We start from the raw sequence: 23,811 nt of genomic DNA, 5'->3' as shown, positions 1-23,811 counted from the left end.
GTGGCGGGCGTGAGCCCCTAGAATAGCTGGGCTAGGGCGTCGGCCTCGGCGTCCAACCCATAGGGAGCGTTCACGATGAACATGCCCGACCCGATCATCCGGTGGCCTGCGCGCACCGGCGGAAATGACACCTCATGGTGCAACAGGTTTGGCAAGTTTTGCGACCGAAGTGCCGTGACCATCTGGACATGCGCATCTGATGTCAGGATCGGGTACCACAGGGCGATGACGCCAACGTTCCATTTCCTGTGCAGCTTTGCGATTTGCGCGGGAATGACGTCATAGTCTGATTTGATTTCGTAGCTGGGATCAATGAGCATGATCCCGCGCCGTGGTTCTGGCGGGCAGACGGCTTGCGCCATCTCGAAGCCATCCTGTTTGTAGCATTTCGCGTTATGGGGGCGCATGACGTCGCGCAGGGCTTGATGCTCTTGCGGGTGCAGCTCGGCCAGATGCAGCTTGTCGGTGGGGCGCAGGCACAGCGCCGCAAGCATCGGAGAACCGGCGTAGGCGGTCTCACCGTGGCGCTCACGCAGGGTTTTGAGCGCCTTAATGTAGGGATGACTGGCGGGAAAGCGATCCGTGAGCGCGGCAATGCCCGCCTCGGCCTCGCCAGTTTTGAGGGCCTCATCGCAAGACAGATCATAAAGCGCCCGCCCCGAATGGGTTTCAAGATAGCTCAGCGGTTTATCCTTGCGGGTCATATAGGACAGCATCGCGCACAGAAGCGCGTGCTTGTGGACATCGGCAGGGTTTCCTGCGTGAAAGATATGTTGATAAGACAGCATGCAGCGCTTCTAACCTGCTAATTAGAGGCGGAATAGTGCTGATATCGCGTGGCGGATACCTTTCATCGCGCGCGCGGCCCGCCTATAAGTCCAATACCTTCCCTGTGGGCGACTGAGTCGGCAGGACTTTCTGAACGCTTAGGGCACTTTTTATATGGCTGGCATCTTTTCGAGTCTGTTTTCTTCCGACATGGCTATCGACCTTGGGACCGCAAACACGCTGGTCTATGTTAAGGGCAAAGGTATCGTTTTGAACGAGCCTTCGGTCGTGGCCTACCACACCAAAGGCGGGCGCAAAGAGGTGCTGGCCGTGGGCGAGGACGCGAAGTTGATGTTGGGCCGCACCCCAGGATCGATTGAGGCCATTCGCCCGATGCGCGAAGGGGTGATTGCAGATTTTGACACCGCCGAGGAAATGATCAAGCATTTCATTCGGAAGGTTCACCGCCGGTCCACCTTCACCAAGCCAAAGATCATTGTCTGCGTCCCTCATGGCGCCACCCCTGTTGAAAAACGGGCCATTCGCCAATCTGTGTTGGGCGCCGGTGCGCGCAAAGCAGGGCTGATTGCAGAGCCGATTGCGGCGGCGATTGGGGCGGGCATGCCGATCACCGATCCAACCGGTTCGATGGTTGTGGATATCGGCGGTGGGACAACCGAAGTGGCCGTGATGTCGCTGGGCGATATCGTTTACGCCCGTTCGGTGCGCGTTGGGGGGGACCGTATGGATGAGGCTTTGATCTCGTATCTGCGTCGCCATCAAAACATTCTGGTGGGGGAAAGCACTGCGGAGCGGATCAAAACCTCTATCGGGACCGCGCGTATGCCGGATGACGGGCGCGGCGCATCCATGGAAATTCGCGGCCGTGACCTGCTGAATGGCGTGCCGAAGGAAACCGAGATCAACCAAGCTCAGGTGGCAGAGGCTTTGGCCGAGCCAGTGCAGCAAATCTGCGAAGCGGTGATGACGGCACTGGAGGCCACGCCACCCGATTTGGCGGCCGATATTGTGGACCGTGGCGTTATGCTAACGGGGGGCGGCGCCTTGCTGGGCGAGTTGGATCTGGCCCTACGCGAGCAGACCGGCTTGGCCATATCGGTGGCTGACGAGAGCCTGAATTGCGTCGCTCTAGGAACCGGAAAAGCCCTTGAGTATGAAAAACAACTGCGCCACGTGATAGATTACGATAGTTAACCCTATCGGGCTGAGCAGCAGCCCGCGGCAGCTTGGACGAACCTCATGGCGATTGATAGACGCGGACAAGAAGATTACGGCCGCCCCGTCAGACGGGTTCTGATCGGGATCATGGTCGTTGTCTTGCTTGCGATTTTCGGGTTGTGGCGCATCGACAACCCACGGGTAGAGCGGTTCCGATCCAATTTGGTCGATAAGGTTGTGCCATCGTTTGACTGGGCCTTGGTGCCCGTCACCCGCGTGAGCCGCATGTTCGACGATTTCCAGTCCTACGCCCGAATCTATGAGCAAAATCAAGAGTTGCGCCGTGAGCTGCAGCAGATGAAGTCATGGCGTGAAGCCGCTATTCAGCTGGAGCAGGAAAACGCGCGATTGCTGGACCTGAACAAAGTTCGGCTGAATGCGCAGCTCACGTTTGTGACGGGTGTGGTTTTGACGGACAATGGCTCTCCGTTTCGGCGATCGGTGCTGCTGAATGTCGGCGCGCGTGACGGCATCCAAGACGGCTGGGCCACCATGGACGGCTTGGGGTTGGTGGGCCGGATTGCCGGTGTGGGCAACAAAACCTCTCGGGTGATATTGCTGACCGACACCAGCAGCCGCGTACCGGTGACAATCCAGCCTTCGGGTCAAAAGGCGCTGCTTGTGGGGGATAACACCCTCGCGCCACCGGTCGATATTGTTGAAAACATCGAGGATGTGCGCCCAGGGGACCGTGTGGTCACCTCGGGGGACGGCAAGGTGTTTCCCGCAGATATTTTGATCGGGCAGATCGCCTTGGGGTCAGACCGGCGTCTGCGCGTCAAGCTGGCGGCAGACTATGGCCGGCTGGAGTTCCTGCGCGTTCTGCGGACACCGCATTCGGCGGTAATTGGCACCACGGGTGGTTTGATTTCAGCAGATGAGCCCCCAGCAAACGATCAAGACGGTGCCGCGGAGAGCACCGATGGTTGACCCGATCACATGGCGGCGTTTCCAGTTCCGAGTGTTATTTTTGGTGGTCAGCGCGATCGTCATATTCGGCCAGCTATTGCCCCTGAACACGGCACCGGCGGCAGTTCAGCTTCTGGACCCCGAAACCGGCGAGCTGACCCGCGAGGGGGGCAGTTACTTCAACCTTCCCGGCCCTGATCTGCTGTTTTGCCTGACAGCGGCCTTCTTGTTTCGACGGCCGCGATGGGCCCCTGTTGTGTTGATTGTGTTGGTCCATCTTTTGGCGGATGTACTGTTCTTGCGCCCCTTGGGACTTTGGGCTGCGGTGTCATTGCTGGCGTATGAATTCTTGCGACGGCAAAGCAACACCGGAGCCGAGATTTCCGTCCCGCTTGAGGTGGCCATGGTCATCGGCACCTTTGCTGCGACCGTTCTTGCCAACAGCGTGTTTTACCTTGTGTTCGCGGTGCCGCACCCCAGCGTCGGGGTGAGCGTTCTTCACATTTTGACGACCGCGGTTGCCTACCCCTTTGTGATTGCGCTCGTCCACTTTATATTGCGCGTCAGACGGGCCAGCGCCCGCGAGTTGGACAGCGACGGGGTTATCGGATGAAGCGCTCTGCCAAAGACGTCGAGGAAAGTGCGTCGATCCTTAGTCGTCGGGGTTTGATCTTGGGGGGCGGCATGTCGGTGATGACCGGCATTCTGGCCTTGCGCATGCGTCATTTGCAGGTGAACCAAGCCGACCAATTCCGACTGCTGGCCGAAGAAAACCGGATCAACATCCGCCTGTTGCCCCCTGCGCGCGGGCAGATATTTGACCGAAATGGTTTGATGCTGGCGGGCAATGAGCAAAACTACCGCGTCACTTTGGTGCGCGATGAGGTCGACGACCCGGAAGCGGTTCTCCAAGCAATTGCGCGGCTTATCCCGATGACTCGCGAAGACATGGACCACGCCCGAGAAGAGCTTCGGAAGCGGTCGCGCCTTGTGCCGGTGACCATTGCGGATCGGCTGTCGTGGGAAGACCTGAGCCAAGTCGCGGTAAACGCGCCCGCCTTGCCAGGGATCACCCCTGAGGTCGGGCTTAGCCGCACATACCCCCGCGGCGCCGATTACGCCCATATCGTAGGTTACGTGGGCCCTGTCAGCGACTATGACCTGAGCCGCATTGATGACAAAGACCCCTTGCTGCAAATTCCGAAGTTCCAAATTGGGAAAACCGGCTCGGAAAACAAGCTGGAGCGGGCGTTGCGTGGCAAGGCTGGCACCAAGCGTGTCGAGGTCAATGCCATCGGCCGAGTGATGCGCGAATTGGGGCGTGACGAAAGCCAGAAGGGTGCGAATGTTCAGCTGACGATCGACACGCGCCTGCAAAACTTTGTGCAGGCGCGGCTGGCGGGCGAAAGTGCGGCGGCAGTGGTCATCGATGTTGAAACCGGTGATCTGGTGTCCATCGGTTCTGCGCCGGCGTTTGACCCGAACCTGTTTGTGCGCGGAATTTCGGTCAAGGATTACGGCGAATTGACCGGCAACAAGTACCGCCCTCTGGCCAACAAAGCGGTGCAGGGAACTTACCCTCCGGGGTCAACATTCAAGATGGTGACCGCACTGGCGGGGCTTGAGGCGGGGGTGATCGCCCCTGATGAGAAGATTCGTTGCGGTGGATACACCGAACTTGCCAGCCGCCGGTTCCACTGCTGGAAGCGAGGTGGGCATGGGCGGATGAATCTGCGCGACTCGCTTAAGCAATCATGTGACGTTTACTACTACGAGCTGGCGCAGCGCGTGGGCATCGAGAATATCTCGGCAATGGCACGCAGACTAGGCTTGGGAATGCGCCATGATGTGCCCATGTCGGCGGTGGCTGGCGGCCTGATGCCGACAAAGGCGTGGAAAAAGGAAAACCGCGACAAGGACTGGGTCATTGGGGACAGCCTGAACGCATCAATCGGGCAGGGGTTCGTGCTTGCCTCTCCGCTGCAACTGGCGGTGATGACGGCGCGGATTGCCACGGGGCGCTCTGTGACGCCGCGGCTGGTGAAATCGGTAGATGGGGTGGAAACCCCTCTGGAAGGTGGCGAGCCGTTGGGACTGGACGAAGAGATGCTGCGTCAGGTGCGCGGAGGCATGTTCGCCGTGGCCAACGAGGGAGGCGGCACGGGGGCTGCGACACGTATCGTCGACAAATCCTTGCGCATGGCGGGCAAAACCGGCACCAGCCAAGTGCGCAACATCACCAAGGCAGAACGTGCGCGGGGCGTCTTTCGGAACTCGGATTTGCCGTGGGAACGCCGCGATCATGCGCTTTATGTGGGCTATGCTCCGGCGGATGCGCCAAAATATGCAGTCGCAGTGGTTGTGGAGCACGGAGGAGGCGGCTCGACCGCCGCCGCCCCGATCGCCCGCGACATAATGCTGGCGGCGCAGGTTGACGGAATGCCGCCTTTGTCGGCCTACCCAAGTTCGCAACGCGGGCGTATCCGGTCCTCACTCGGCAAGCTGAACATCTGGGACCCTGATGACCCGCGCCCGCCGGAGACACAGGCATGAGCTATCTGGCCTATAACGTAAAGTCGGTGCCCAGCGGGTTCTCGAAGGTCTTGCATCTGAACTGGCCGGTGATCGTACTTTTGTCCGCCATCGCCAGTGTTGGCTTTTTGATGCTGTATTCGGTTGCGGGCGGCTCCATGTCGCCTTGGGCCGAACCACAGATGAAGCGGTTCGCCGTTGGCATGTTTTTGATGATCTGCGTGGCGATGGTACCCGTCTGGTTTCTGCGCAACATCGCGGGGGTGGCCTATGGCCTGTCTGTGCTGTTGCTGCTTGCGGTGGAGTTCTTCGGGGCGACGGGCATGGGGGCCCAGCGTTGGATCGACCTTGGGTTCATGCGGTTGCAACCCTCCGAGTTGACCAAAATCACCCTGATCATGTTCTTGGCGGCCTATTATGATTGGGTCGACATAAAGAAGATTTCGCGCCCGATTTGGGTGATAATCCCCGTAGTGATCATCGCCTTGCCAATGTATCTGACCCTGCGCCAACCGGATCTTGGCACATCGCTGCTGCTGGCCTTTGGTGGCGGAGGCATCATGTTTTTGGCGGGGGTTCACTGGGCCTATTTTGCCGCCGTCATTGGCGGCGCTGCGGGGCTTGTGAGCGCCGTGTTCGAGAGCCGTGGCACGACGTGGCAGCTGCTTAAGGATTACCAATACCGCCGTATTGATACTTTTATTGACCCTGCCTCTGATCCTTTGGGCGCGGGGTATCACATCACCCAGTCCAAAATCGCCTTGGGGTCGGGGGGCTGGACCGGACGCGGGTATATGCAAGGCACCCAAAGCCGCCTGAACTTCCTGCCCGAGAAACACACCGACTTTATCTTCACCACCTTGGCCGAGGAATTCGGATTTATCGGCGGCATCTCCTTGCTGAGCCTCTACGTGCTGGTGCTGGTTTTTTGCGTCATTTCGGCCCTGAGCAACAAGAACCGCTTCGCGTCACTGCTGACCATGGGCATCGGCTTGACCTTCTTTTTGTTCTTCGCTGTGAATATGTCGATGGTCATGGGGCTGGCCCCTGTGGTTGGGGTCCCCTTGCCAATGGTAAGCTATGGCGGCTCTGCGATGATTGTTTTGCTTTTGGCGTTCGGACTGATGCAAAGTGCCCATGTTCACAGGCCGAGGTAGCTTAGAGTGGTAAACGTATTATTCGCAGCTGAGGCGGAACGTTGGGCCGAGTATGAATTGCCTTTGCGGTCGGCATTTCGTGACAGCGGAATCGACGTGACCCTGAGTACCGAGCATGACCCCGTCGAGGTGGACTACATCGTTTACGCGCCCAACGGGCCGGTGACGGACTTCACCCCCTATACCAAACTCAAGGCCGTTCTGAGCCTTTGGGCTGGCGTTGAAACCATGGTGGGCAACTCGACGATCACGGCCCCGTTGTGCCGGATGGTAGACCACGGGCTAACCGAAAGCATGGTGGAATGGGTGACCGGCCATACGCTGCGCTACCATCTCGGGATTGACCAGTTTTTGACGCAGCAAGACGGCAATTGGCGACTGGGGTTTGCTGCTCCTTTGGCACGGGACCGCAAAGTTTGCATCTTGGGTATGGGAGCTTTGGGCGCCGCCTGCGGGCAAGCCTTGGCCGCGTTGAATTTTGACGTACACGGCTGGGCGCGCAGGGCCAAACAGGTTGATGGGGTGACCTGCCATCACGGGGGCTCTGGACTGGATGCGGCGATAGAAGGCGCGGATATCGTGGCGCTTTTGTTGCCTGACACCCCTGAAACAGAAAATGTCCTAGATGCGGAGCGCATGGCGTTGATGGCCCGCGGCGGATATGTGTTGAACCCCGGACGCGGCCCGTTGATCGATGACGAGGCGTTGATTGCGGCATTGGACAGTGGGCAGTTGGCGCATGCCACCTTGGATGTGTTCCGCATCGAGCCGCTGCCCGCAACGCACCCGTTTTGGGCGCATCCATTGGTGACCGTCACCCCACATATAGCGGCCGAAACCAAAGCCACCACAGCGTCGCAAGTCATTGCGCGAAATGTCGTGCGGGGGGAGGCGGGCAAACCGTTCTTGCACGTCGTGGATCGCGCTGCGGGATATTAGCCTAGATCAGCTTTGGCGGCTTTTCGGGGTCGCTACCAGGCGCGGGGCGCTCTGCGGGCTGAATAGGTTGCGGAAGGTCAAACCGCAAAGCTTGGCTGTCCAATGCGCCCACAATCGGGTGGCTTGCATCAAAGAACGCCACATCCAACGCGCCGGCCTCGATGCCGGAAAACACCAATGCTTCATTCGCCGCGCGGGCCAATGCATCCTTGGCGGCGGGGTCTGCGCCAACAAAGGCCAAGATGTGCGATCGCTGTCCGCTGGCGTAGGTCACCCCTGCTAGATAGGCGCATTGGGCAAGTCCGGCTGCGGTCGTCAGCTTTGTGTCGATGGCCGTGACAAGGCTGTCGGGCAGGCCTTTGGGCGGGGTGATCTCGGTCGGTGTGTCGGAAGTCTCGGCGGGCGCGTGGGATAGGGTTTCATGCAGCCAATCCACAGCCGAAGGCGGGAGCAGGATCGACGAAGGCGCAACCCCGAGGTTCACGCCTAGCCCATGGTTCTTCCCTGCAATCATCTGTGCCAGCGCACGACCCGATAGCCCCACATAAGGTGCGGAGCCTTCGGCGAATTCGGATAGCCGCTCCTCGCGGTCAAACGCCAGAATGTAGGAAGCACCTTCAACCTCGAAGACATGCGGGGCGATTTGGTCGCCATCTGGTTCGGCTTCTAGCAGCAAGAACAGCTCTGAATCGCCCATGCGCTCATAGAAACGCAGGCGGGCGGCATCGTCTTCGGGGGCTGCGTCCATCACAGCATGGGCTTGGTCAAGCGGTGTCGTCATAGGGCAAGCGCCTCTTTCACGCGGGATTTGAGGGCGGGCAGAAGGTCCGCCTCGAACCACGGGTTTCGTTTGATCCAAGCGGTATTGCGCCACGAGGGATGCGGCAAGGGGATAATGTCAGGCCCATGGTCGCGCCAATTGGCCACTGTGTTGGTCACAGTGGTCGCGGTTTTGCCCAAGTGGTACTTTTGCGCGTAGCTGCCGATGAGCAACGTGAGGCGGATGTTGGGGAGTTGTGCGAGGATCGGCGCCCGCCATGTTTTGGCACATTGAGGCGGCGGCGGAAGGTCGGACCCTTTGTCGTTATACCCCGGAAAGCAGAACGCCATTGGCAGGATTGCAATGCGGGTGACGTCATAGAATTCGCTTTCGGTCACGCCCATCCAATCGCGCAAACGGTCGCCCGACGGGTCCGTGAAGGGTTTGCCGCTTTCGTGAACCCGCGCCCCTGGTGCCTGTCCGGCAACAAGCAGACGTGCGGATTTTTCGAACCAAACCACGGGGCGGGGCGCATGATTGCTATGCGTCGCCTTGAAACGATCTTTGCAGATGTCGCAGCGGGCTAGGTCTTTTTTGAGGGCGGCAATTGGCATGCCCGTGACCATAGAGGTGTAGAAAAAGATTGTGAATGTTTTATTATTCTATAAAACTAGAAATATGAAAACATTTGATGACCCGAATCTATCTCTTGTTCAAGCGGCCAGCGCTTACGCGGCCCTTGGGTCCGAACAGCGCTTGTCCCTGCTGCGTAGGCTAACGCGGGCAGGGGACAAGGGAATGAACATCGGAGCCTTAGGGGCCGCCACCGACTTGAGCGGCGCCAACCTGACCCACCACCTGAAAATTTTGGCACAGGCGGGGCTGATCAAACAGACCAAACAGGGGCGTTCCACCATCTGCGCCGTGGCGGATTATGCGACCTTCAAGCGGCTGAACGACTTTTTGTTGGCCGAATGCTGCGCTGACCTCGAGGGGCATCAACATGGCTGATCTTACCCAAACCCCGCGACCAGCACTTTGGGGGCGTCTCCCGAAAGTCTGGATCGTGAGCGCATTCATCCTTGCGCTGGTGTTTGTGCTTGATCCGCCGCAGAGCCTGCCAATCCTGACCGGCACATTTGGGGCCATGGGGCATACAGCAATCTTCATCATTTGCGCGGTTTTGGCGATTGGCTACTTAAAGGCCACGGGGGCGGAGGCGGTCGTTGCCGAAGCCTTCAAGGGCCGCGAGACGCGCATGATTTTTCTGGCGGCTGCCCTAGGAGGGCTAGCCCCGTTTTGCTCGTGTGAGGTCATCCCCTTTATTGCCGCGCTTTTGGCTGCGGGGGTGCCGCTTTCGGCCGTGATGGCATTCTGGCTCGCGTCCCCCTTGATGGATCCGGCGATGTTCCTGATCACGTCCGGAACACTGGGATTTGACTTTGCGGTGGCAAAAACACTTTCGGCAATTGGTTTGGGGTTGTTTGGCGGGTTCGCCACGATGATCTTGTCGACTACAGCGCTTTTTGCGGACCCGTTGCGAGAGGTGGCGCAGGGTGGATGCGGTTGTGGCTCTCCGTTCAAAGGCAAGCCGAACTGGCGTTTCTGGCAAGATGCGGCGCGGGTGCAGGTGTTTAGAACGTCGGCGCTGGAAAACCTCGCTTTCCTCGCGAAATGGCTGTTTCTGGCCTATTTGCTGGAAAACATAATGCTGCAATATGTACCTGCGAGCATGGTGTCCTCGGTTCTTGGGGGAACTGGCATCGGGCCGATTTTGCTGGGGGCACTTGTGGGCGCGCCGGCTTATCTGAACGGGTATGCTGCGGTGCCTTTGGTGGATGCTCTGCTAACGCAAGGGATGAGCAACGGGGCCGCAATGTCGTTTATGCTGGCGGGTGGTGTCAGCTGTATTCCTGCGGCCATCGCGGTTTGGGCTTTGGTCAAGCCAAGGGTTTTTGCGGCCTATCTTGGCTTTGCCTTCATTGGCAGTGTCGCCGCCGGATTGGCTTGGAATATGATTGCGTGAAATCAACCTCATTGACTTGATTGCCCCCTCGCTCGGATTAAGTTAACTCCTAACAAAACAATCAAACGGGGGAGCGGCATGTATCGCGTCTGGAATTTTGTCACCAACTACTCGCTGTTGCTGATCATTGGCGCGCTGATTGCGCTGGTTTGGGCGAACACTGATCCCCATGCCTACCATCATTTTGTAGAATACCCGTTGTGGTTCAACGACTGGGTTGGCTTGGACTATTCCTACTGGGCCAAGACCTACGGCGAGGGCTATGACAAATACGAAGTCGGCGACGTCACCAAAGTGCTGAGCCTACATTACCTTGTAAATGACGTCCTGATGGCCCTGTTCTTCGCGATTGCGGCGAAAGAGGTGTGGGAAGCAGTGATTCTCAAGAACGGCTCCCTGCGCGGCAAGAAGGCTGCAACGCCCTTGTTCGCAACGGCTGGCGGTATGTTTGGCCCCATCGGTGTCTACCTAGTTCTGGCGTGGTTCATGGGCTCCGAGACGTATAATGCTGTGGCAAATGGCTGGGCGATCCCCACCGCGACTGACATTGCATTCAGCTACCTCGTGGGCCGGATGGTCTTCGGTGCAGGGCACCCTGCGGTGCGTTTCTTGTTGCTGTTGGCGATTGCTGATGACGCGGCCGGCTTGATCATTCTGGCGATTTTCTACCCGTCGGGCGAATTGGCTCCGGAATGGCTGCTTCTGTCGGCTGGTGCCGCTATTGGTGTGTATTTGCTGGCAAACTGGCTGCCGCGCAAACTGGACCGCGGAAACCAAGCGCGCCCTGTGTCCACTTTCGTGCGCAGAAAACTGCATTTCGTCCCCTATCTGATCGCGGCCTGCCTGAGCTGGTACGGCTTTGCGGAAAGCGGTCTGCACCCTGCTTTGGGCTTGTTGCCTATCGTGCCGACCATTCCGCATGCGGATCGCGCCTTCGGTATCTTCTCGGAAGCCGAGCAATATCTGACCGACCTTCTCAACCAGATTGAGCATGCGCTGAAGCACCCTGTAGAGATCATTTTGTTCTTCTTCGGGTTGCTGAATGCAGGCGTTGAATTCAACGCCATCGGGGATGCGACTTGGCTGGTTCTGGCGGGGCTATTGATCGGGAAACCGGTTGGTATCTTGCTATTCGGCTGGGTTGCGGCGCGCCCGCTTGGATGGGGATTGCCGCAGGGCATGCGGATCATCGATCTGGTAGTGATAGGCTTCGTGGCGGCGATCGGCTTTACGGTGTCGCTGTTCGTGGCCACCGTGGCCTTCGACGCAGGGCCGGTTCAAGATGCGGCCAAGATGGGGGCATTGTTCTCCTTTGCGGCGGCAGGCGTGTCAATTCTGGCGGGCATATTGTGCCGCGTAGAGAAGCAAGAGGGCTAGCTGCCCTACCCAAAGCAGTGTGTTTCTTTGGCAAGACGGTGCATTTATTTGTGCCGTCTTGTCTCGTTTACGGGGAATTTACTGATATAGCGTTGAACTACAGGGGCCTGATCCGACATAATGCGGCCTTAAAGGGCACCTAGAATGCGCCTAACGATCCGTGGGACACATACGGGCATAATGAGGTAGGGGGATTCCCCGAAGATGATTGAGTTTCAAAACGTCAGTAAATCCTTTTGGACTGGCACGCAGCGCAAGGTGATTCTTGATCGCGCCTCTTTTCGTGTGGAATTGGGCCATTCTATTGGCGTGCTGGCCCCAAACGGCACCGGAAAAACCACCATCATCAATATGATGGCAGGGCTAGAGAAGCCGGACGAGGGCGAGATCATTCGGACCTCGCGGATTTCGTTCCCGCTGGGCTTTATGGGGGGGGTGGTTTCAAAACATACCGCCCGCGAAAACGCACGCTATATCGCCAAACTATATTCACTGGACCCAGATTACATCGAAGCTTTTTGCCGCTACTTGTGCGGGCTTGAGGAATATTTCGACATGCCTGTGGGGACCTATTCGTCGGGAATGAAGGCGCGGTTTACCTTTTCCTTGATGCTGGCGTTGGAATTCGACATCTACCTGATCGACGAGGGTATGCCCGCCACAACAGATGTAGAGTTCAACCGCAAGGCGGGCTCCATCTTGAAAGACCGATTGAAGAAAGCCACTGTAATTGTGGTATCGCACCAAGCTGAAACGCTGGAAAAATTCTGCCGATCTGCCGCAGTCCTGAGCCAAGGAAAGCTGGTCATGTTCGACACCTTAGAAGAAGCGAAACGTCTGTATGACTACGAAACCCAAAGCTAAAAAGTATCGTTTGCGCCGGAGTGAAGGGGGGGCTTCCGCCACTCCCAAGGCTGCCCCGACGGTGCAGGCTGCGGCGCCAGACAGCACCAATGCGGCTGTGGCAGACATGTTGCAAAAAGAAGAGCTGATGTTTGCGACGACCACCGATGATGGTTTCAAGGGACAAGATTTCCGCCGCCCCGTGGATGCGGCCGCCCCGGCAGATTCTGCTGGCGCTGCTGCAAAGCCGGTGCCTGTCGAAGACGCAAAACCGAAAAGCCCAGCTGAAGTGATTGATGGCATTCGCCGCGAGGGTTTGACCGGCCGCCAACTTCGCATGGCGCGTCGGGTGGCCCAAAAGCAAGGGCTGGCGCCGGTATCGGATTATGATGCTGTGCGCTTGCTGCGTGAGAAGGGGATCGACCCGTTCAAGCGCTCCAACATGCTGGAACTGGTGATCCCCGAGGGCAAGGAGGAGGCCGCGACAGGCGCGGCTCAGAAACCTCAACTGCCTTCCACGGTTGTGGCCAAACCATCCTTGCCTTCCACTGAAGTGATTTCGGAGGACCGGCGCGCCGCGGACATCATGGCCATTCAGCGCGACATTGCCAAACGCCGCCGCCGCCGCGCGACGATGTTGGCGGTTCGTATGATGATCTTCGTGATGCTGCCTGCCTTTGTAGCGGGCTACTACTACTACGCGATCGCCACGCCGATGTATGCGACGAAGTCTGAATTCACCATCCAAACTGCGGAGGCATCATCGCCTGGACAATTGGGCGGGCTGTTTTCGGGAACGGGTCTGGCGACCTCGCAAGATAGTATTACGGTTCAAGGCTATTTGCAGTCACGCGAAGCCATGCTTCGTCTGAATGAGGACGAGGGCTTCAAATCCCACTTCTCGCAAGACAACGTTGATGCGCTTCAACGAATTGAAATGGATAGCACCAATGAGGCCGCATACTCTTTGTACAAAAAGCAGGTTCAGATCGGATATGACCCTGCGGAAGGCGTGATTAAGCTTGAAGTGAGTGCGGCGGACCCAGAAACATCTGCCGCCTTTTCCAAAAAACTGATCAGTTATGCCGAAGAGCGCGTGGACGAGCTGACCTCACGTCTGCGCGGGGACCAGATGCAAGGGGCATCCGAGAGCCGGATCGAAGCAGAGGAAAAGATGCGTGCTGCACAAGACCGCATTGTAGAACTGCAGGAAAAATTGGGCGTTCTAAGTCCTGAAAGCGAAGTGCAGGCCATTTTCGGGCAGATCACCCAACTGGAAAGCGAGTTGCTGACGTCACGCATTTCCTTGCAACAATTCTTGGCGAACCCACGACCCAACCAAGCCAAGGTCCGCGCTGAGGAAAACAAGATCGCCGAGCTCCAAAAGTTGATCGACGAATACCGTGGTCAGCTAACCGTTAGCAGTGAAACAACGGGCTCTCTGGCGCGTATTTCGGGTGAGCTGATGGTCGCCCAAGGGGATTTGGCGATGCGCCAAGAGTTCCTTGCCGCTGCCGAAGCCCAGTTCGAAGCGGCCCGATTGGAGGCGAACCGTCAGGTGCGCTACCTGTCCGTAGGGGTCAGCCCTGTCGCCCCAGACGAGCCGACATACCCGCGCGCCTTCGAGAACACCCTATTGGCATTCTTGATCTTTGCAGGCATCTACTTGATGGTCTCGCTAACCGCTTCCATCCTACGTGAACAGGTATAATCCCAATGAAAACTATTCGTATCGGCGCGCTTGAGTGCAGCAATGATTTGCCTTTGACCGTGATTGCGGGCCCTTGCCAGCTTGAAAGCTTGGATCACGCGTTGATGATTGCCGAAGCCATGGCCAAGGCCTGCGCCGAGGCGGGTGCGGGCTATGTCTTCAAAGCCAGCTATGACAAGGCGAACCGCACATCTGTATCGGGGGTACGTGGCCTCGGGATCGACGAAGGTCTGCGCGTTATGGATGAAGTACGCGCCGAGATCGGCTGCCCGACCTTAACGGATGTCCATGCGCCTGAGCATTGCGCCGCTGTCGCCAATGCGGTTGATGTCATGCAGATACCTGCGTTCTTGTGCCGCCAAACTGACCTGTTGATCGCTGCAGGTGAAACCGGCGCCGTGGTGAACATCAAGAAAGGCCAGTTCTTGGCCCCTTGGGACATGCCAAATGTGATTTCCAAAGTGGAAAGCACGGGCAACGAGAACATTATGCTGACCGAGCGCGGGGCGTCCTTTGGCTACAATACTCTGGTCGCGGATTTTCGGTCCCTGCCGACGATGGCCAAAACCGGCTATCCGGTGATTATGGACGCCACTCATTCGGTTCAGCAGCCAGGCGGTCAAGGCGGATCTTCGGGCGGGCAGCGAGAGTTTGCACCGGTCATGGCCCGCGCGGCCGTGTCCTTGGGCATTGCTGGCGTGTTCATCGAAACGCATGAAGACCCTGATCGCGCCCCGTCTGACGGGCCGAATATGATTCCGTTGCACCAAATGCCAGAGTTGATGAAAAACCTGATGGAGTTTGACGCGCTGGCCAAAGCCAACCCTTGCCGCGTGTAAGTTAGGCCACTTGTCCGGCAGCCCAGCCGGACGACCATGCCCATTGAAAATTATACCCGCCCAACCAGCCGGTGACATCGACCACTTCGCCGATGAAGTAGAGGCCCTGCACATTCTTGGCCTCCATGGTTTTGGAGTTCAGGGCCTCGGTGCTGACGCCGCCCAAGGTGACCTCTGCGGTGCGGTACCCTTCCGAGCCCACAGGCTTCACCCGCCAAGCGTGCACCTGATTGGCCAATGCGTCTAGACTGGCGTTGTTTTGATCTGCCACGTTTCCGCTGTGGCCTGTTTGGGCAACGATCATGGCGGCAATCTTTTCGGGAATCACCCGCGCTAATGCATTCTTTATCGAGATACGGCCGGTTTGTGACCGGATAGTTTTGAGGGCTTCACCCACATTGCTGGCGGCGGCAAGGTCTACAGTTAGCGTATCGCCCTCGCTCCAATAGGAGGACACTTGCAAGATTGAAGGGCCGGACAACCCACGGTGGGTGAACAGCAAACCTTCGCTGAAACTGGCAGAATTGCATGACACATTTGCCTGCACGGAGGCGCCGGCCAGCCCTTGGGTTTTGATCAGATCCTGATTTGCAAAGGTCAACGGAACAAGGGCAGGGCGTGTCGGAACAACAGGGAGGCCGAACTGCTCGCCCAGTTGATACCCCCAACCGGTCGCACCCATTTTCGGGATGGATTTCCCACCGCTGGCAATGACCAAGCTTTCGCATTTCACGGGCCCTACGGAGGTGTTCAGGCTGAACCCGCCGTCGGTCTTGGCAACATCTGTCACGGTGGTGCCCAACATCAATTTGGCACCAGCAGTTTCCATATGGTCCAACAGCATGGCGATGATGTCTTTTGCCGAGCGGTCGCAAAACAATTGCCCCAAGGTCTTTTCGTGCCATGGGATGCCCGCAGCATCGACCATGGCAATAAAATCCCACTGCGTGAAACGTTTGAGGGCAGATAGCGCGAAACGAGGGTTTTGCGACAAAAAGCGTTCGGGCTGAATGTCCAGATTGGTGAAATTGCACCGCCCGCCGCCCGAAATCCGAATCTTTTCCCCGGCGGCCTTTGCGTGATCAATAACCAAAACAGAGCGCCCGCGACGCGCAGCTTCCAGCGCGCACATCATGCCCGCGGCCCCCGCGCCGATGATAACAACCTGTGCATTCATAAGCTCGGGCATAAACCGCACAATTCGATGCAGCAAGGCGTGTTTTTAGGGTTGCAGCAGATGGGAAGGCGCATTAAATCACAAGTCGGTATTGGGATGTGGCCTAGCGGTAGGGCAACTGTTTTTGGTACAGTAGATCGTAGGTTCGAATCCTACCATCCCAGCCAACCTTCTTCTAATGTGCCGTCCGGCGTGAATCGCAACTTGTCCGGCGAGAAACCCTATTTATGTCGGGTAAGAGCGCAACTTCATGCACAGGTTTCAGGTAATCAGGCATATTGAGTGATCGGGGGGGTCCCCGCGGGTTTCTAAAAGCGCTACTACAAACTGGTTTTGAGAGTGGTGACCCAGGTGGCGGAGCAACTGACTTTCAATCAGCCGAAGACGCGGCTCAAACGGCTTTGGGTCGGTTTCCAACTGACTGTCTGTCAATAGACCATAAGAGTGCCGCCACCCGTCATGTAGTGCCCACTGCTCTGCAGCATCAAGTTGCCATTCGCGTCGAAGTATACGGCTGAGTTGGCCTCGTCGCGTTTCTCTTCCACGATCAGGCGTTCGTCTTTGAGGTCTGTGATTGGTTTATCATCCACAATATCGCCAACTTGAAGGCGTGAACCTTCATTGTGCCGCGTACGCGGGTATTTGTGGTAGTCATAACTGTCTCACGATGTATCGATTGGTCGCGCAAAAACACCCGACATGAATTGTCAGGGCGTTGGTTTAAATATGTGTGTAGCGACTACATCGGACTTGCGTGGGGGACGGGGTTGAAACAGAATTCTGCTATTAGCTTTGGTGGTAAAAAATCAACAGCGGACATTAAGATCAAATTCTCCAAGATCGGCTTAGGAGCGCCACAGCACCGCAAGTCGGCATGCTTTACTCTGCCGCCATGATGTCCGGATCGCGCAACAAACCTGTCGCAAGAGCGGCTTTTGAGGGATCAGAGCTGTTTGCCAACAACCAGCCCTGAATTTCGGCTGGGCTAGCTTTCTGAGATCCCAGGCTTTCTTGAAACTGCTCCGCAAGCATCGCCTCATCTGGGAAGAACCGATCAAACAACTGCCGAGCCGTTTTAGCATTCACCAACCCCAATTCGGTATGCACGTCAGCACGACCAGGTCGGATCAGAGCAGGGTCCAGCTTTTCCTTATGGTTCGTCGTCATGATCAACGAGCGTTTCGGCGCACAAATCATCGCTTCACGAAGATCATCATCTGTCAGCGTTGCCCTGCCAGCATCCAGAGTTGCGATATCCAGAGACAGCTCGGACGCAAGCGCTCGGATTAGGCTAGATTTCCCAGTGCCGGGTGGGCCATGAAGCAGATATCCTCGACGCCACGGCACACCGCGTTCAGCATACCAGTTGCTGGCTGAATAGAACCAACGCATGTCTTCCAAGACCCGGAGCACGCGGTCGTCGTCTACCACAACTGTATCTATGGAGCGGCGCGGGATATCTCCAACATTATCCCAGTAATCGCCTTTCAGGATGTGTAGCCCGGGGCCGATGCGATCTTTCGTTTGTGCGATTTGTCGTCCAGCCTCGATCCATCCAAGGATTGTCGCAACATGGCCGAATAGAACAGTGACATGTAAAGTTTCCATTGGACGTTGATTCTGGGGATTCCCAATTTTGGACTTCTCGTCAATGTCGCGTTCAAGGCGGCAAATCTTACCTTGGCTTAAAAACCAATGCAGTCCAGGTGCTGGTGCATATCCCTTTGTGCCGCTGGACCATCTACCATCAGTCATCCGCACATGCCGCGACTTGGACAGCACATTGTTATGCTCCATCCAAATGCAAAAATGGCGATAAGCCGCGCTGCGGTTGTCCAGCGTTAGGCTGACCCAAACCCGCCGCATGACCAGCTTGTAGAACGCAGTTATCCCGACGCGCAAAGACGCGACGGCAATGCCAAAAGCACCTAAAGCTAGACCGCCAGCGAAGAGGTCACTTTTCAATGCATCGGTTAAAAAGTTATCAATCATGTCCATCACAGGCACCTTTCCTCACGAAAGTTGGTTCCCTTGAAGCAGCGGATAGGATTGCCACGTTCCAGCGTGTTGTGGAGTTGGTTCTGATCGCTTTTCTGGGCCTCATAATCTGCTGTGGCTTGCGCATTCATCAAGGTCTGTAGTCGCTCAAGCGCCAGGGACTTGTTGCGATGCTGCGACCGCATTTCACGCGCAACTGCTGTCAATCCGGTTGGCCGATGCGTTGCCCGCACTGCGCTATCTGTCGTGTTCTGATGTTGACCACCGGGGCCACCTGCACGGAAGCTCTCAAACACAACATCGCTGGGGTTAACCACAACCTTTTGGGCGGCGTTCCGCGTCAATTGGAAAACACCAACAAACCAGTTTGCGCGCTTGTGGTTCGGTCGTAACGTGCTTTTGGAACGCCAGCGGATCGTCCCGCACCAGCGTCGGGCAAAGGCATCATTGCTCAGACCATTTACAACAACCACAGCGGACTTTGCACCATGCTTTGAAGGCTTGGTGTTCACATCCAGATCAAGGCCGATCGCTGCGGCCTCATCCAGCATATGCTGCAAAATGCCTACGACAGCTTGATTGCATTCCGCAGGTCCATTGCCACTGGTGATGAGAAGGGAAATTGGCATGTAGTGTTTCATGTCCGACCTCCATTTCGTGTTTTCTTGAAGGTCAAAAGCGGGTGAAACATTGCAGCTGATTTTGCTGCACCGGTTGCTTCCAGATCCGCCACCACACTTTGCGATGATTTGTAGGCCAGCGGCGCTTCCTCAATCAACAAGTCACGATCTTCACAAATGATGCGGCTGCCATAGGACGTTCGTTGCATTGCTTCGACATCAGATCGCTTAGACCGCACCCGACCATGCATGGAAGATCGATCATAGCGGCGACCCGCCCCATGAGCCGTGGACATCAAGGCATCTGGTTGATGCATTGGGCGCAAAAGGTAGCTGGGTGTTGCCCGCGATCCGGCCAGTGGAACAAGACCAGAGGCAGCACTTGCCGCCCCTTTGCGGTGCAACCAACCATCAACATCCCGCGTCAGTAGATTGTGCGGCGCATCCGCAATCAGATGCAGGTCCGTACGCAATGCCTCGGCCGCGCGTTCAGCTATGATCCGGCGATTTAGGCTAGCCCATAGGACCGCCTTGTCATGGCTTTGCACGTAGTCATGTGCGGCCGCGTCATCGGGATGCATCCCTGAAAATGCGCCCTGCGGGATCGCGCCCAGAACGGCGTTCCCAAAACCACGTGATCCCGAATGGACAAGCAGGTAGGTCACCGTTTTGTCTAGGTTTAGGTCAGCCTCGCTCTCGACCAGCGTTTGCACTTCGCAAAAGTGATTGCCACCACCAATCGTGCCGAGAGACGACGCGAACAGGTCTGGTTGCAGGCCAATTTCCTCAAAGCGGCATCCAGTGTCGTCGGTTACCGACTCGCTCAGCACGCGTATGCGGCGCACCGCCTTTTCCATCTTGAATTTGCGCAAAGGCAAATCAAGCTGGAACAAGGACATGCCGCAGCCGATATCGTTGCCGATCAACTGCGGAAAGATGCGATCCGCCAATACGGCACACCCAACGGGCCCGTACTTTCCGGGGTGCAGGTCAGGAAAGGCGGCGATTTTACGGACGCCGGACCATCCGGCAACGTGTTCGAGCTGTTGTTCAGCGCGGCCCTCGATCCAAGCTGCAGACGTATAGAATTTAGTGATGGCGCAGTCGCTGTTCGCAGCAGACATACGGCCATCCAAGACAGAATTGCCCATGGAGTAATACCCAATATTCATAATGTAGATATGCTGACCACAAGGTCAGTGAATGAGATCACACAAGGCCGGTTTGCGGCTTAAGCGGTGATCTGCCCCCGAAGGGCGTTGCGATGAAGCGTCATGTGTTGCCCTTTCCTAGCTGGGGTTACAAATTGGGTCTCACGGACCGGTTGGAGGGCTCATCTAGGCGCGAAGTTGGATTCTGGCAAACACAATATTGCGCAGGTCAAGTTGTGTGGCTAATCAGCAACTGTACATCCATAACGACCATTCAGTTTTGGCAGGAGCCCCAATCCAGTCCGAACTTCTCAAGATACTTGCGAAGCCTATCGGCATCGTTCCGGCTTGCCTTTGCAGCCCGAGAAGCCGCGAAAAGGCGGCGGCCAGCGGCACTGAGACTGGCGCTTTGTCTGCACACGCGGATGACAGCAGCCAGTTGAACGCGGTCGAATTCATCAATGTTTGCAGCTCTTTCGCCGAGGTGCTCTGTGATGAGCTGCATATCGGGATCATTGCTAGCGTGATGCCATGTTTTCGATAAAGCCTCGATCTCGGCGGTGACCATCGTGTGCGTGATGCGCCCACGAGGAGCCAAGGTGCACATTCGCTGGATTGACGCACTCAGATCGCGGAAATTACCGCGCCAGCACGTGCCCGGATCAGTAGCGAATTTCTGATAGGCGATCTGCGCATCTGCGTTAAAGGTGATCCGATTACCCAGCAATTTTTCAACGCGGGCCATCTCGAAGGCGATGTTGGGCGCGATATCTTCAGGTCTGTCGCGCAGTGCTGGAAGGGTAAAGGTCCATAGGTTCAAGCGGGCAAATAGATCCGCACGGAAGCGACCTTTCGCCACCATTTCGGCAAGGTCTCGGCTGGACCCCACAATTAGGTGAAAGCGGCTGGTAACCTCATAGTCCGACCCTAATGGAAAATACTTCCCCGTTTCGATTGCGTGCAGGATCATGGCCTGTTCATCCAGACCAAGTTCATCAATTTCATCCAAAAATAACACACCGCCGTCGGCTTCTTGCAGCAAACCGCGTCGATCGGCACCCGCCCCAGGGATCGCCTGTTTGCGGTGGCCAAAAAGCGTCGACATGGCGCGTTCGCCCTTCAGGGTTGAGCAATTCACATGCACCAACCGACCTTTGATCCGGCGACGTTGCAGTTTGAGTTCGTACAGTCTTGCAGCAAGATCAGACTTTCCAGTCCCTGTTGGCCCCATCAGCAACAAAGGAGCATCAGAGTTTGACGTCACGACCTCCATGCGCTCAATCATCGTGTTGAAAGCTGCGTTGCGTGTGTCGATACCACCCTTGAGCAGGGTGTTGTATTCCTTGCTGACCAGATCGAAACGCTGCTGCAACGCGTTGTAGCGCGACAAATCCAGGTCAACGACTTGTAGGCTGCCGGGACCTTCGTCTTCTCCACGTGGCGGACCAGTCTGGATCAACTTGGCGGGAATATGACGGGCCTCTGCCAGCAAGAACCAGCAAATCTGGGCGACATGTGTGCCTGTCGTTAGATGGATGTGATAGTCTTCACGTTCGTCGTCAAAGCCATAGTTTCTAGCGAAATCGAACATCGCGCCGTACATTTCTTCAAAGTCCCAAGGATCGCGGATCTCCATGGGTTGAAGCAAGACTTCGGTTTTGGGGCTGGTATACTCAATTGTGGTTTTGATCTTTTCGGCCAGCCCTGACCAGCGCGCGGAATGGATCAATTCGAAGCGATCCACCGGAAAATCACTATGCTCGACCAATTGAACAGAAGGCCGCCAACGCCGGCGTTTGCCTGCATCCAGATTCGTTCCCAGAAAGCCAATGACCACGTTCTTTTTCATAAGGTTATCTATATGGATAAATGGCGATATATATCAATCGCCATTTTGACGTCAAAGTTTCTCGAATCGTAATTTGCGGTTCAAAAACAATAACTTACGTCTAATTCGTTTTTTCTTCTCGTTTCAGCAAAAACCGGCGAAAACTTCCTCACAAACCAAGTGAAGGATGAAAGAAATGGCAAACAAATCCGTGTTTGCATCAATCAAAGGCCGGTTGCTTCCTGCAACCAATACCCAAAACGCTGCGGGTGCACCGGCCTACCGATATTCTGATGCACATGCCCTGGCCCAAGTCGCGATGACTGGGACCTTTGGTGCAACATACTACCAAGATCCGATGCAGGAACTATCCCGCACCTTGGAATTGGCAAATAAGGTTGATCCGTCATTTTTGGCGCAAACCGCCGTCTATACCCGCAAATCCGGGCATATGAAGGACATGCCAGCCTTTTTGCTGGCAGTTCTGGCTGGGCGTGATCCGATCTTGTTCCAGCGTGTTTTCGGACGGGTTGTGGACAACGGCAAAATGCTGCGGACATTCGTGCAGATCATGCGATCTGGGCAGACGGGACGGAAATCGCTTGGCTCTGCGCCAAAGCGGATGGTGGCCAACTGGCTGAATGAGGCGTCCGACCGGACGATCTTGCAGGCCAATATCGGCAACGATCCGTCCTTGGCGGATGTGATCAAGATGGTGCACCCAAAGCCGGCCAATCAAGCGCGTGAAGCTTTGTTTGCTTGGATCATCGGGCGGCCATGTGATGTCTCGTTGCTGCCAGCGGTTGTGCAGGACTTCCTCCGGTTTAAGGAAACCGGCAAGGGGGCAGTTCCTAACGTGCCATTCCAGATGCTGACGCAGCTGTCTTTGTCCACCAAGCAGTGGTCAAAGATCGCTGAAAACGCTTCTTGGCAGATGACCCGTATGAATCTGAACACGTTTCAGCGTCATGGGGTGTTGGCCTTGCCAAAGATGCGGGCGCATATTGCGGCCACCCTGCGTGATCCTAACAAGATCGCAAAAGCGCGGGTGTTCCCATACCAATTGATGACCGCCTATCAGGCGTTGTCTGCTGATATGCCGGTGGAAATCCGGAATGCGCTGCATGACGCCATGGAGCTTTCGGTGCGTAACGTACCAAAACTGCGCGGTCAGGTCGTGGTCTGCCCAGATGTATCTGGGTCCATGTCTAGCGCTGTGACTGGTTTCCGCAAGGGGGCCACCACGGTGACGCGTTTTGTGGATGTGGCAGGTCTCGTTTCTGCGGCGATCCTGCGCCAAAACCCATCGGCAACAGTATTGCCGTTTGAGGACAAGGTGCGTGATCTGCGGTTGGAACCACGCGACACCATTCTGACTAACGCCGCGCGTTTGGCAGAACAGTGGGGCGGCGGGACAAACTGTGCGGCACCGCTTGATTGGTTGCTGGCAAAGGGGCGTGCCCCTGATCTGGTAATCATGGTGTCCGACAACCAGTCGTGGGCGCATGCAGCTTACGGGAACAACGGGACGGTGATGATGCGAGCGTGGGAAAAGCTCAAAAAGCGTAACCCCAAGGCCAAACTGGTCTGTATCGACATCGCCCCTTACGGGACCACGCAAGCGAAAGAGCGTGAGGACGTGCTGAACATTGGCGGGTTCTCGGACACGGTCTTTGACCAGATCGCGGCCTTCGCGAACGATAAGATGGGGTCAGACCACTGGGTCGGCCAAATCAAAGCTGTGGAGGTCTAAAACATAGGGTCAGGCGGAATGCCTGTGGGACTACATCTGTTAATGTCCCGTCTCACGGATTTCTTGTCCGCCTGACCCAACCAATTGAACACAGACGTGAAAGCGTCAACTGCTTGAAACGAGTTGAAAGGAATACAATCCGGCAAATGCTGGTGGAAATACATTTTGTCGTGGGTTCGAGCCC

The 23,811-nt window shown here is 56.7% G+C and carries 22 protein-coding genes and 1 tRNA gene; 14 read left to right on the top strand and 9 right to left on the bottom strand.

Features of this window, described 5'->3' with window-relative positions:
• Nucleotides 1-17: 17 nt before the first annotated feature.
• A complete protein-coding gene (gene rlmJ / locus Q0746_RS07210) occupies nucleotides 18-788 on the bottom strand; it encodes a 23S rRNA (adenine(2030)-N(6))-methyltransferase RlmJ (protein ID WP_298258713.1) in 771 nt (256 codons plus the stop codon).
• A 154-nt stretch (nucleotides 789-942) separates the two neighbouring features.
• Between rlmJ and Q0746_RS07205 the strand changes: the two genes are divergently transcribed.
• Genes Q0746_RS07205 through Q0746_RS07180 form a run of 6 tightly spaced genes read left to right on the top strand, consistent with a single transcriptional unit; the run spans nucleotide 943 to nucleotide 7,544 of the window.
• Nucleotides 943-1,983: a rod shape-determining protein gene (locus tag Q0746_RS07205; protein WP_298258711.1), complete on the top strand. Its 1,041-nt coding sequence runs from the start codon at nucleotides 943-945 to the stop codon at nucleotides 1,981-1,983.
• A gap of 45 nt (nucleotides 1,984-2,028) precedes the next feature.
• Entirely contained in the window at nucleotides 2,029-2,937 is a 909-nt protein-coding gene (mreC, locus tag Q0746_RS07200) for a rod shape-determining protein MreC (RefSeq protein WP_298258709.1), read from the top strand.
• Nucleotides 2,930-3,529, top strand: a complete 600-nt coding sequence (locus Q0746_RS07195) for a hypothetical protein (RefSeq protein WP_298258707.1) — start codon at nucleotides 2,930-2,932, stop codon at nucleotides 3,527-3,529. Before mreC ends, Q0746_RS07195 begins: the two co-directional genes overlap by 8 nt.
• Nucleotides 3,526-5,469: a penicillin-binding protein 2 gene (gene mrdA, locus Q0746_RS07190; RefSeq protein ID WP_298258705.1), complete on the top strand. Its 1,944-nt coding sequence runs from the start codon at nucleotides 3,526-3,528 to the stop codon at nucleotides 5,467-5,469. Before Q0746_RS07195 ends, mrdA begins: the two co-directional genes overlap by 4 nt.
• The gene (gene rodA / locus Q0746_RS07185; protein ID WP_298258703.1) at nucleotides 5,466-6,605 is read left to right on the top strand and encodes a rod shape-determining protein RodA; all 1,140 of its coding nucleotides are present in this window, start codon (nucleotides 5,466-5,468) and stop codon (nucleotides 6,603-6,605) included. Before mrdA ends, rodA begins: the two co-directional genes overlap by 4 nt.
• A gap of 6 nt (nucleotides 6,606-6,611) precedes the next feature.
• Nucleotides 6,612-7,544, top strand: a complete 933-nt coding sequence (locus Q0746_RS07180; RefSeq protein ID WP_298258701.1) for a glyoxylate/hydroxypyruvate reductase A — start codon at nucleotides 6,612-6,614, stop codon at nucleotides 7,542-7,544.
• 1 nt (nucleotide 7,545) lies between these two features.
• On the opposite strand, the gene Q0746_RS07175 is transcribed toward Q0746_RS07180, so the two are convergent.
• Both Q0746_RS07175 and Q0746_RS07170 read right to left on the bottom strand, forming a co-directional pair.
• Nucleotides 7,546-8,325: an SseB family protein gene (locus Q0746_RS07175; protein WP_298258699.1), complete on the bottom strand. Its 780-nt coding sequence runs from the start codon at nucleotides 8,323-8,325 to the stop codon at nucleotides 7,546-7,548.
• Nucleotides 8,322-8,918, bottom strand: a complete 597-nt coding sequence (locus tag Q0746_RS07170; protein WP_298258697.1) for a uracil-DNA glycosylase family protein — start codon at nucleotides 8,916-8,918, stop codon at nucleotides 8,322-8,324. The genes Q0746_RS07175 and Q0746_RS07170 overlap by 4 nt, the downstream gene beginning before the upstream one ends.
• A gap of 64 nt (nucleotides 8,919-8,982) precedes the next feature.
• Here Q0746_RS07170 and Q0746_RS07165 point away from each other — a divergent pair, with 64 nt between their 5' ends.
• The 6 genes from Q0746_RS07165 to kdsA all read left to right on the top strand — a co-directional run bounded on the left by Q0746_RS07165 (nucleotide 8,983) and on the right by kdsA (nucleotide 15,100).
• Entirely contained in the window at nucleotides 8,983-9,315 is a 333-nt protein-coding gene (locus Q0746_RS07165; RefSeq protein ID WP_298258696.1) for a helix-turn-helix domain-containing protein, read from the top strand.
• The gene (locus tag Q0746_RS07160; RefSeq protein ID WP_298258694.1) at nucleotides 9,308-10,330 is read left to right on the top strand and encodes a permease; all 1,023 of its coding nucleotides are present in this window, start codon (nucleotides 9,308-9,310) and stop codon (nucleotides 10,328-10,330) included. Before Q0746_RS07165 ends, Q0746_RS07160 begins: the two co-directional genes overlap by 8 nt.
• A gap of 78 nt (nucleotides 10,331-10,408) precedes the next feature.
• Nucleotides 10,409-11,707, top strand: coding sequence for a Na+/H+ antiporter NhaA (locus Q0746_RS07155; RefSeq protein WP_298258692.1), 1,299 nt, complete (start codon nucleotides 10,409-10,411; stop codon nucleotides 11,705-11,707).
• Nucleotides 11,708-11,911: 204 nt separating this feature from the next.
• Nucleotides 11,912-12,571: an ATP-binding cassette domain-containing protein gene (locus Q0746_RS07150; RefSeq protein ID WP_298258690.1), complete on the top strand. Its 660-nt coding sequence runs from the start codon at nucleotides 11,912-11,914 to the stop codon at nucleotides 12,569-12,571.
• On the top strand, nucleotides 12,549-14,261 hold the full coding sequence (locus tag Q0746_RS07145; RefSeq protein ID WP_298258688.1) for a capsule biosynthesis protein: 1,713 nt from the start codon (nucleotides 12,549-12,551) through the stop codon (nucleotides 14,259-14,261). Before Q0746_RS07150 ends, Q0746_RS07145 begins: the two co-directional genes overlap by 23 nt.
• Before the next feature lie 5 nt (nucleotides 14,262-14,266).
• Complete coding sequence (gene kdsA / locus Q0746_RS07140; RefSeq protein WP_298258686.1) at nucleotides 14,267-15,100, top strand: 3-deoxy-8-phosphooctulonate synthase; 834 nt, start codon at nucleotides 14,267-14,269, stop codon at nucleotides 15,098-15,100.
• Nucleotide 15,101: 1 nt separating this feature from the next.
• On the opposite strand, the gene Q0746_RS07135 is transcribed toward kdsA, so the two are convergent.
• Nucleotides 15,102-16,289 carry an NAD(P)/FAD-dependent oxidoreductase gene (locus Q0746_RS07135; RefSeq protein ID WP_298258684.1) on the bottom strand — a complete coding sequence of 396 codons (1,188 nt, stop codon included), beginning with the start codon at nucleotides 16,287-16,289 and terminating at the stop codon, nucleotides 15,102-15,104.
• A gap of 80 nt (nucleotides 16,290-16,369) precedes the next feature.
• On the opposite strand from Q0746_RS07135, the gene Q0746_RS07130 reads away from it, so the two are divergent.
• Nucleotides 16,370-16,444, top strand: a tRNA-Gln gene (locus Q0746_RS07130).
• Between the two features lie 261 nt (nucleotides 16,445-16,705).
• Here the strand turns inward: Q0746_RS07130 and Q0746_RS07125 are convergent.
• The 5 genes from Q0746_RS07125 to rtcR form a co-directional block, all read right to left on the bottom strand.
• Nucleotides 16,706-16,867 carry a hypothetical protein gene (locus Q0746_RS07125; RefSeq protein WP_298258682.1) on the bottom strand — a complete coding sequence of 54 codons (162 nt, stop codon included), beginning with the start codon at nucleotides 16,865-16,867 and terminating at the stop codon, nucleotides 16,706-16,708.
• A gap of 289 nt (nucleotides 16,868-17,156) precedes the next feature.
• A complete protein-coding gene (locus Q0746_RS07120) occupies nucleotides 17,157-18,275 on the bottom strand; it encodes an AAA family ATPase (RefSeq protein ID WP_298258680.1) in 1,119 nt (372 codons plus the stop codon).
• Complete coding sequence (gene prfH / locus Q0746_RS07115) at nucleotides 18,275-18,916, bottom strand: peptide chain release factor H (RefSeq protein ID WP_298258678.1); 642 nt, start codon at nucleotides 18,914-18,916, stop codon at nucleotides 18,275-18,277. The genes Q0746_RS07120 and prfH overlap by 1 nt, the downstream gene beginning before the upstream one ends.
• Nucleotides 18,913-20,046 (bottom strand): RNA ligase RtcB family protein, encoded by a 1,134-nt coding sequence (locus Q0746_RS07110; RefSeq protein WP_298258676.1) that lies wholly within the window; start codon nucleotides 20,044-20,046, stop codon nucleotides 18,913-18,915. Before Q0746_RS07110 ends, prfH begins: the two co-directional genes overlap by 4 nt.
• A gap of 274 nt (nucleotides 20,047-20,320) precedes the next feature.
• Complete coding sequence (gene rtcR, locus Q0746_RS07105) at nucleotides 20,321-21,895, bottom strand: RNA repair transcriptional activator RtcR (RefSeq protein ID WP_298258674.1); 1,575 nt, start codon at nucleotides 21,893-21,895, stop codon at nucleotides 20,321-20,323.
• Between the two features lie 175 nt (nucleotides 21,896-22,070).
• Here rtcR and Q0746_RS07100 point away from each other — a divergent pair, with 175 nt between their 5' ends.
• Nucleotides 22,071-23,627, top strand: a complete 1,557-nt coding sequence (locus Q0746_RS07100) for an RNA-binding protein (RefSeq protein WP_298258672.1) — start codon at nucleotides 22,071-22,073, stop codon at nucleotides 23,625-23,627.
• The last annotated feature ends 184 nt before the right edge of the window (nucleotides 23,628-23,811 follow it).

It is taken from the genome of uncultured Litoreibacter sp., assembly GCF_947487515.1.
In the GTDB taxonomy this organism is placed as follows: Bacteria; Pseudomonadota; Alphaproteobacteria; order Rhodobacterales; family Rhodobacteraceae; genus Litoreibacter.
This window is presented reverse-complemented; position numbering and strand designations above follow the sequence as displayed.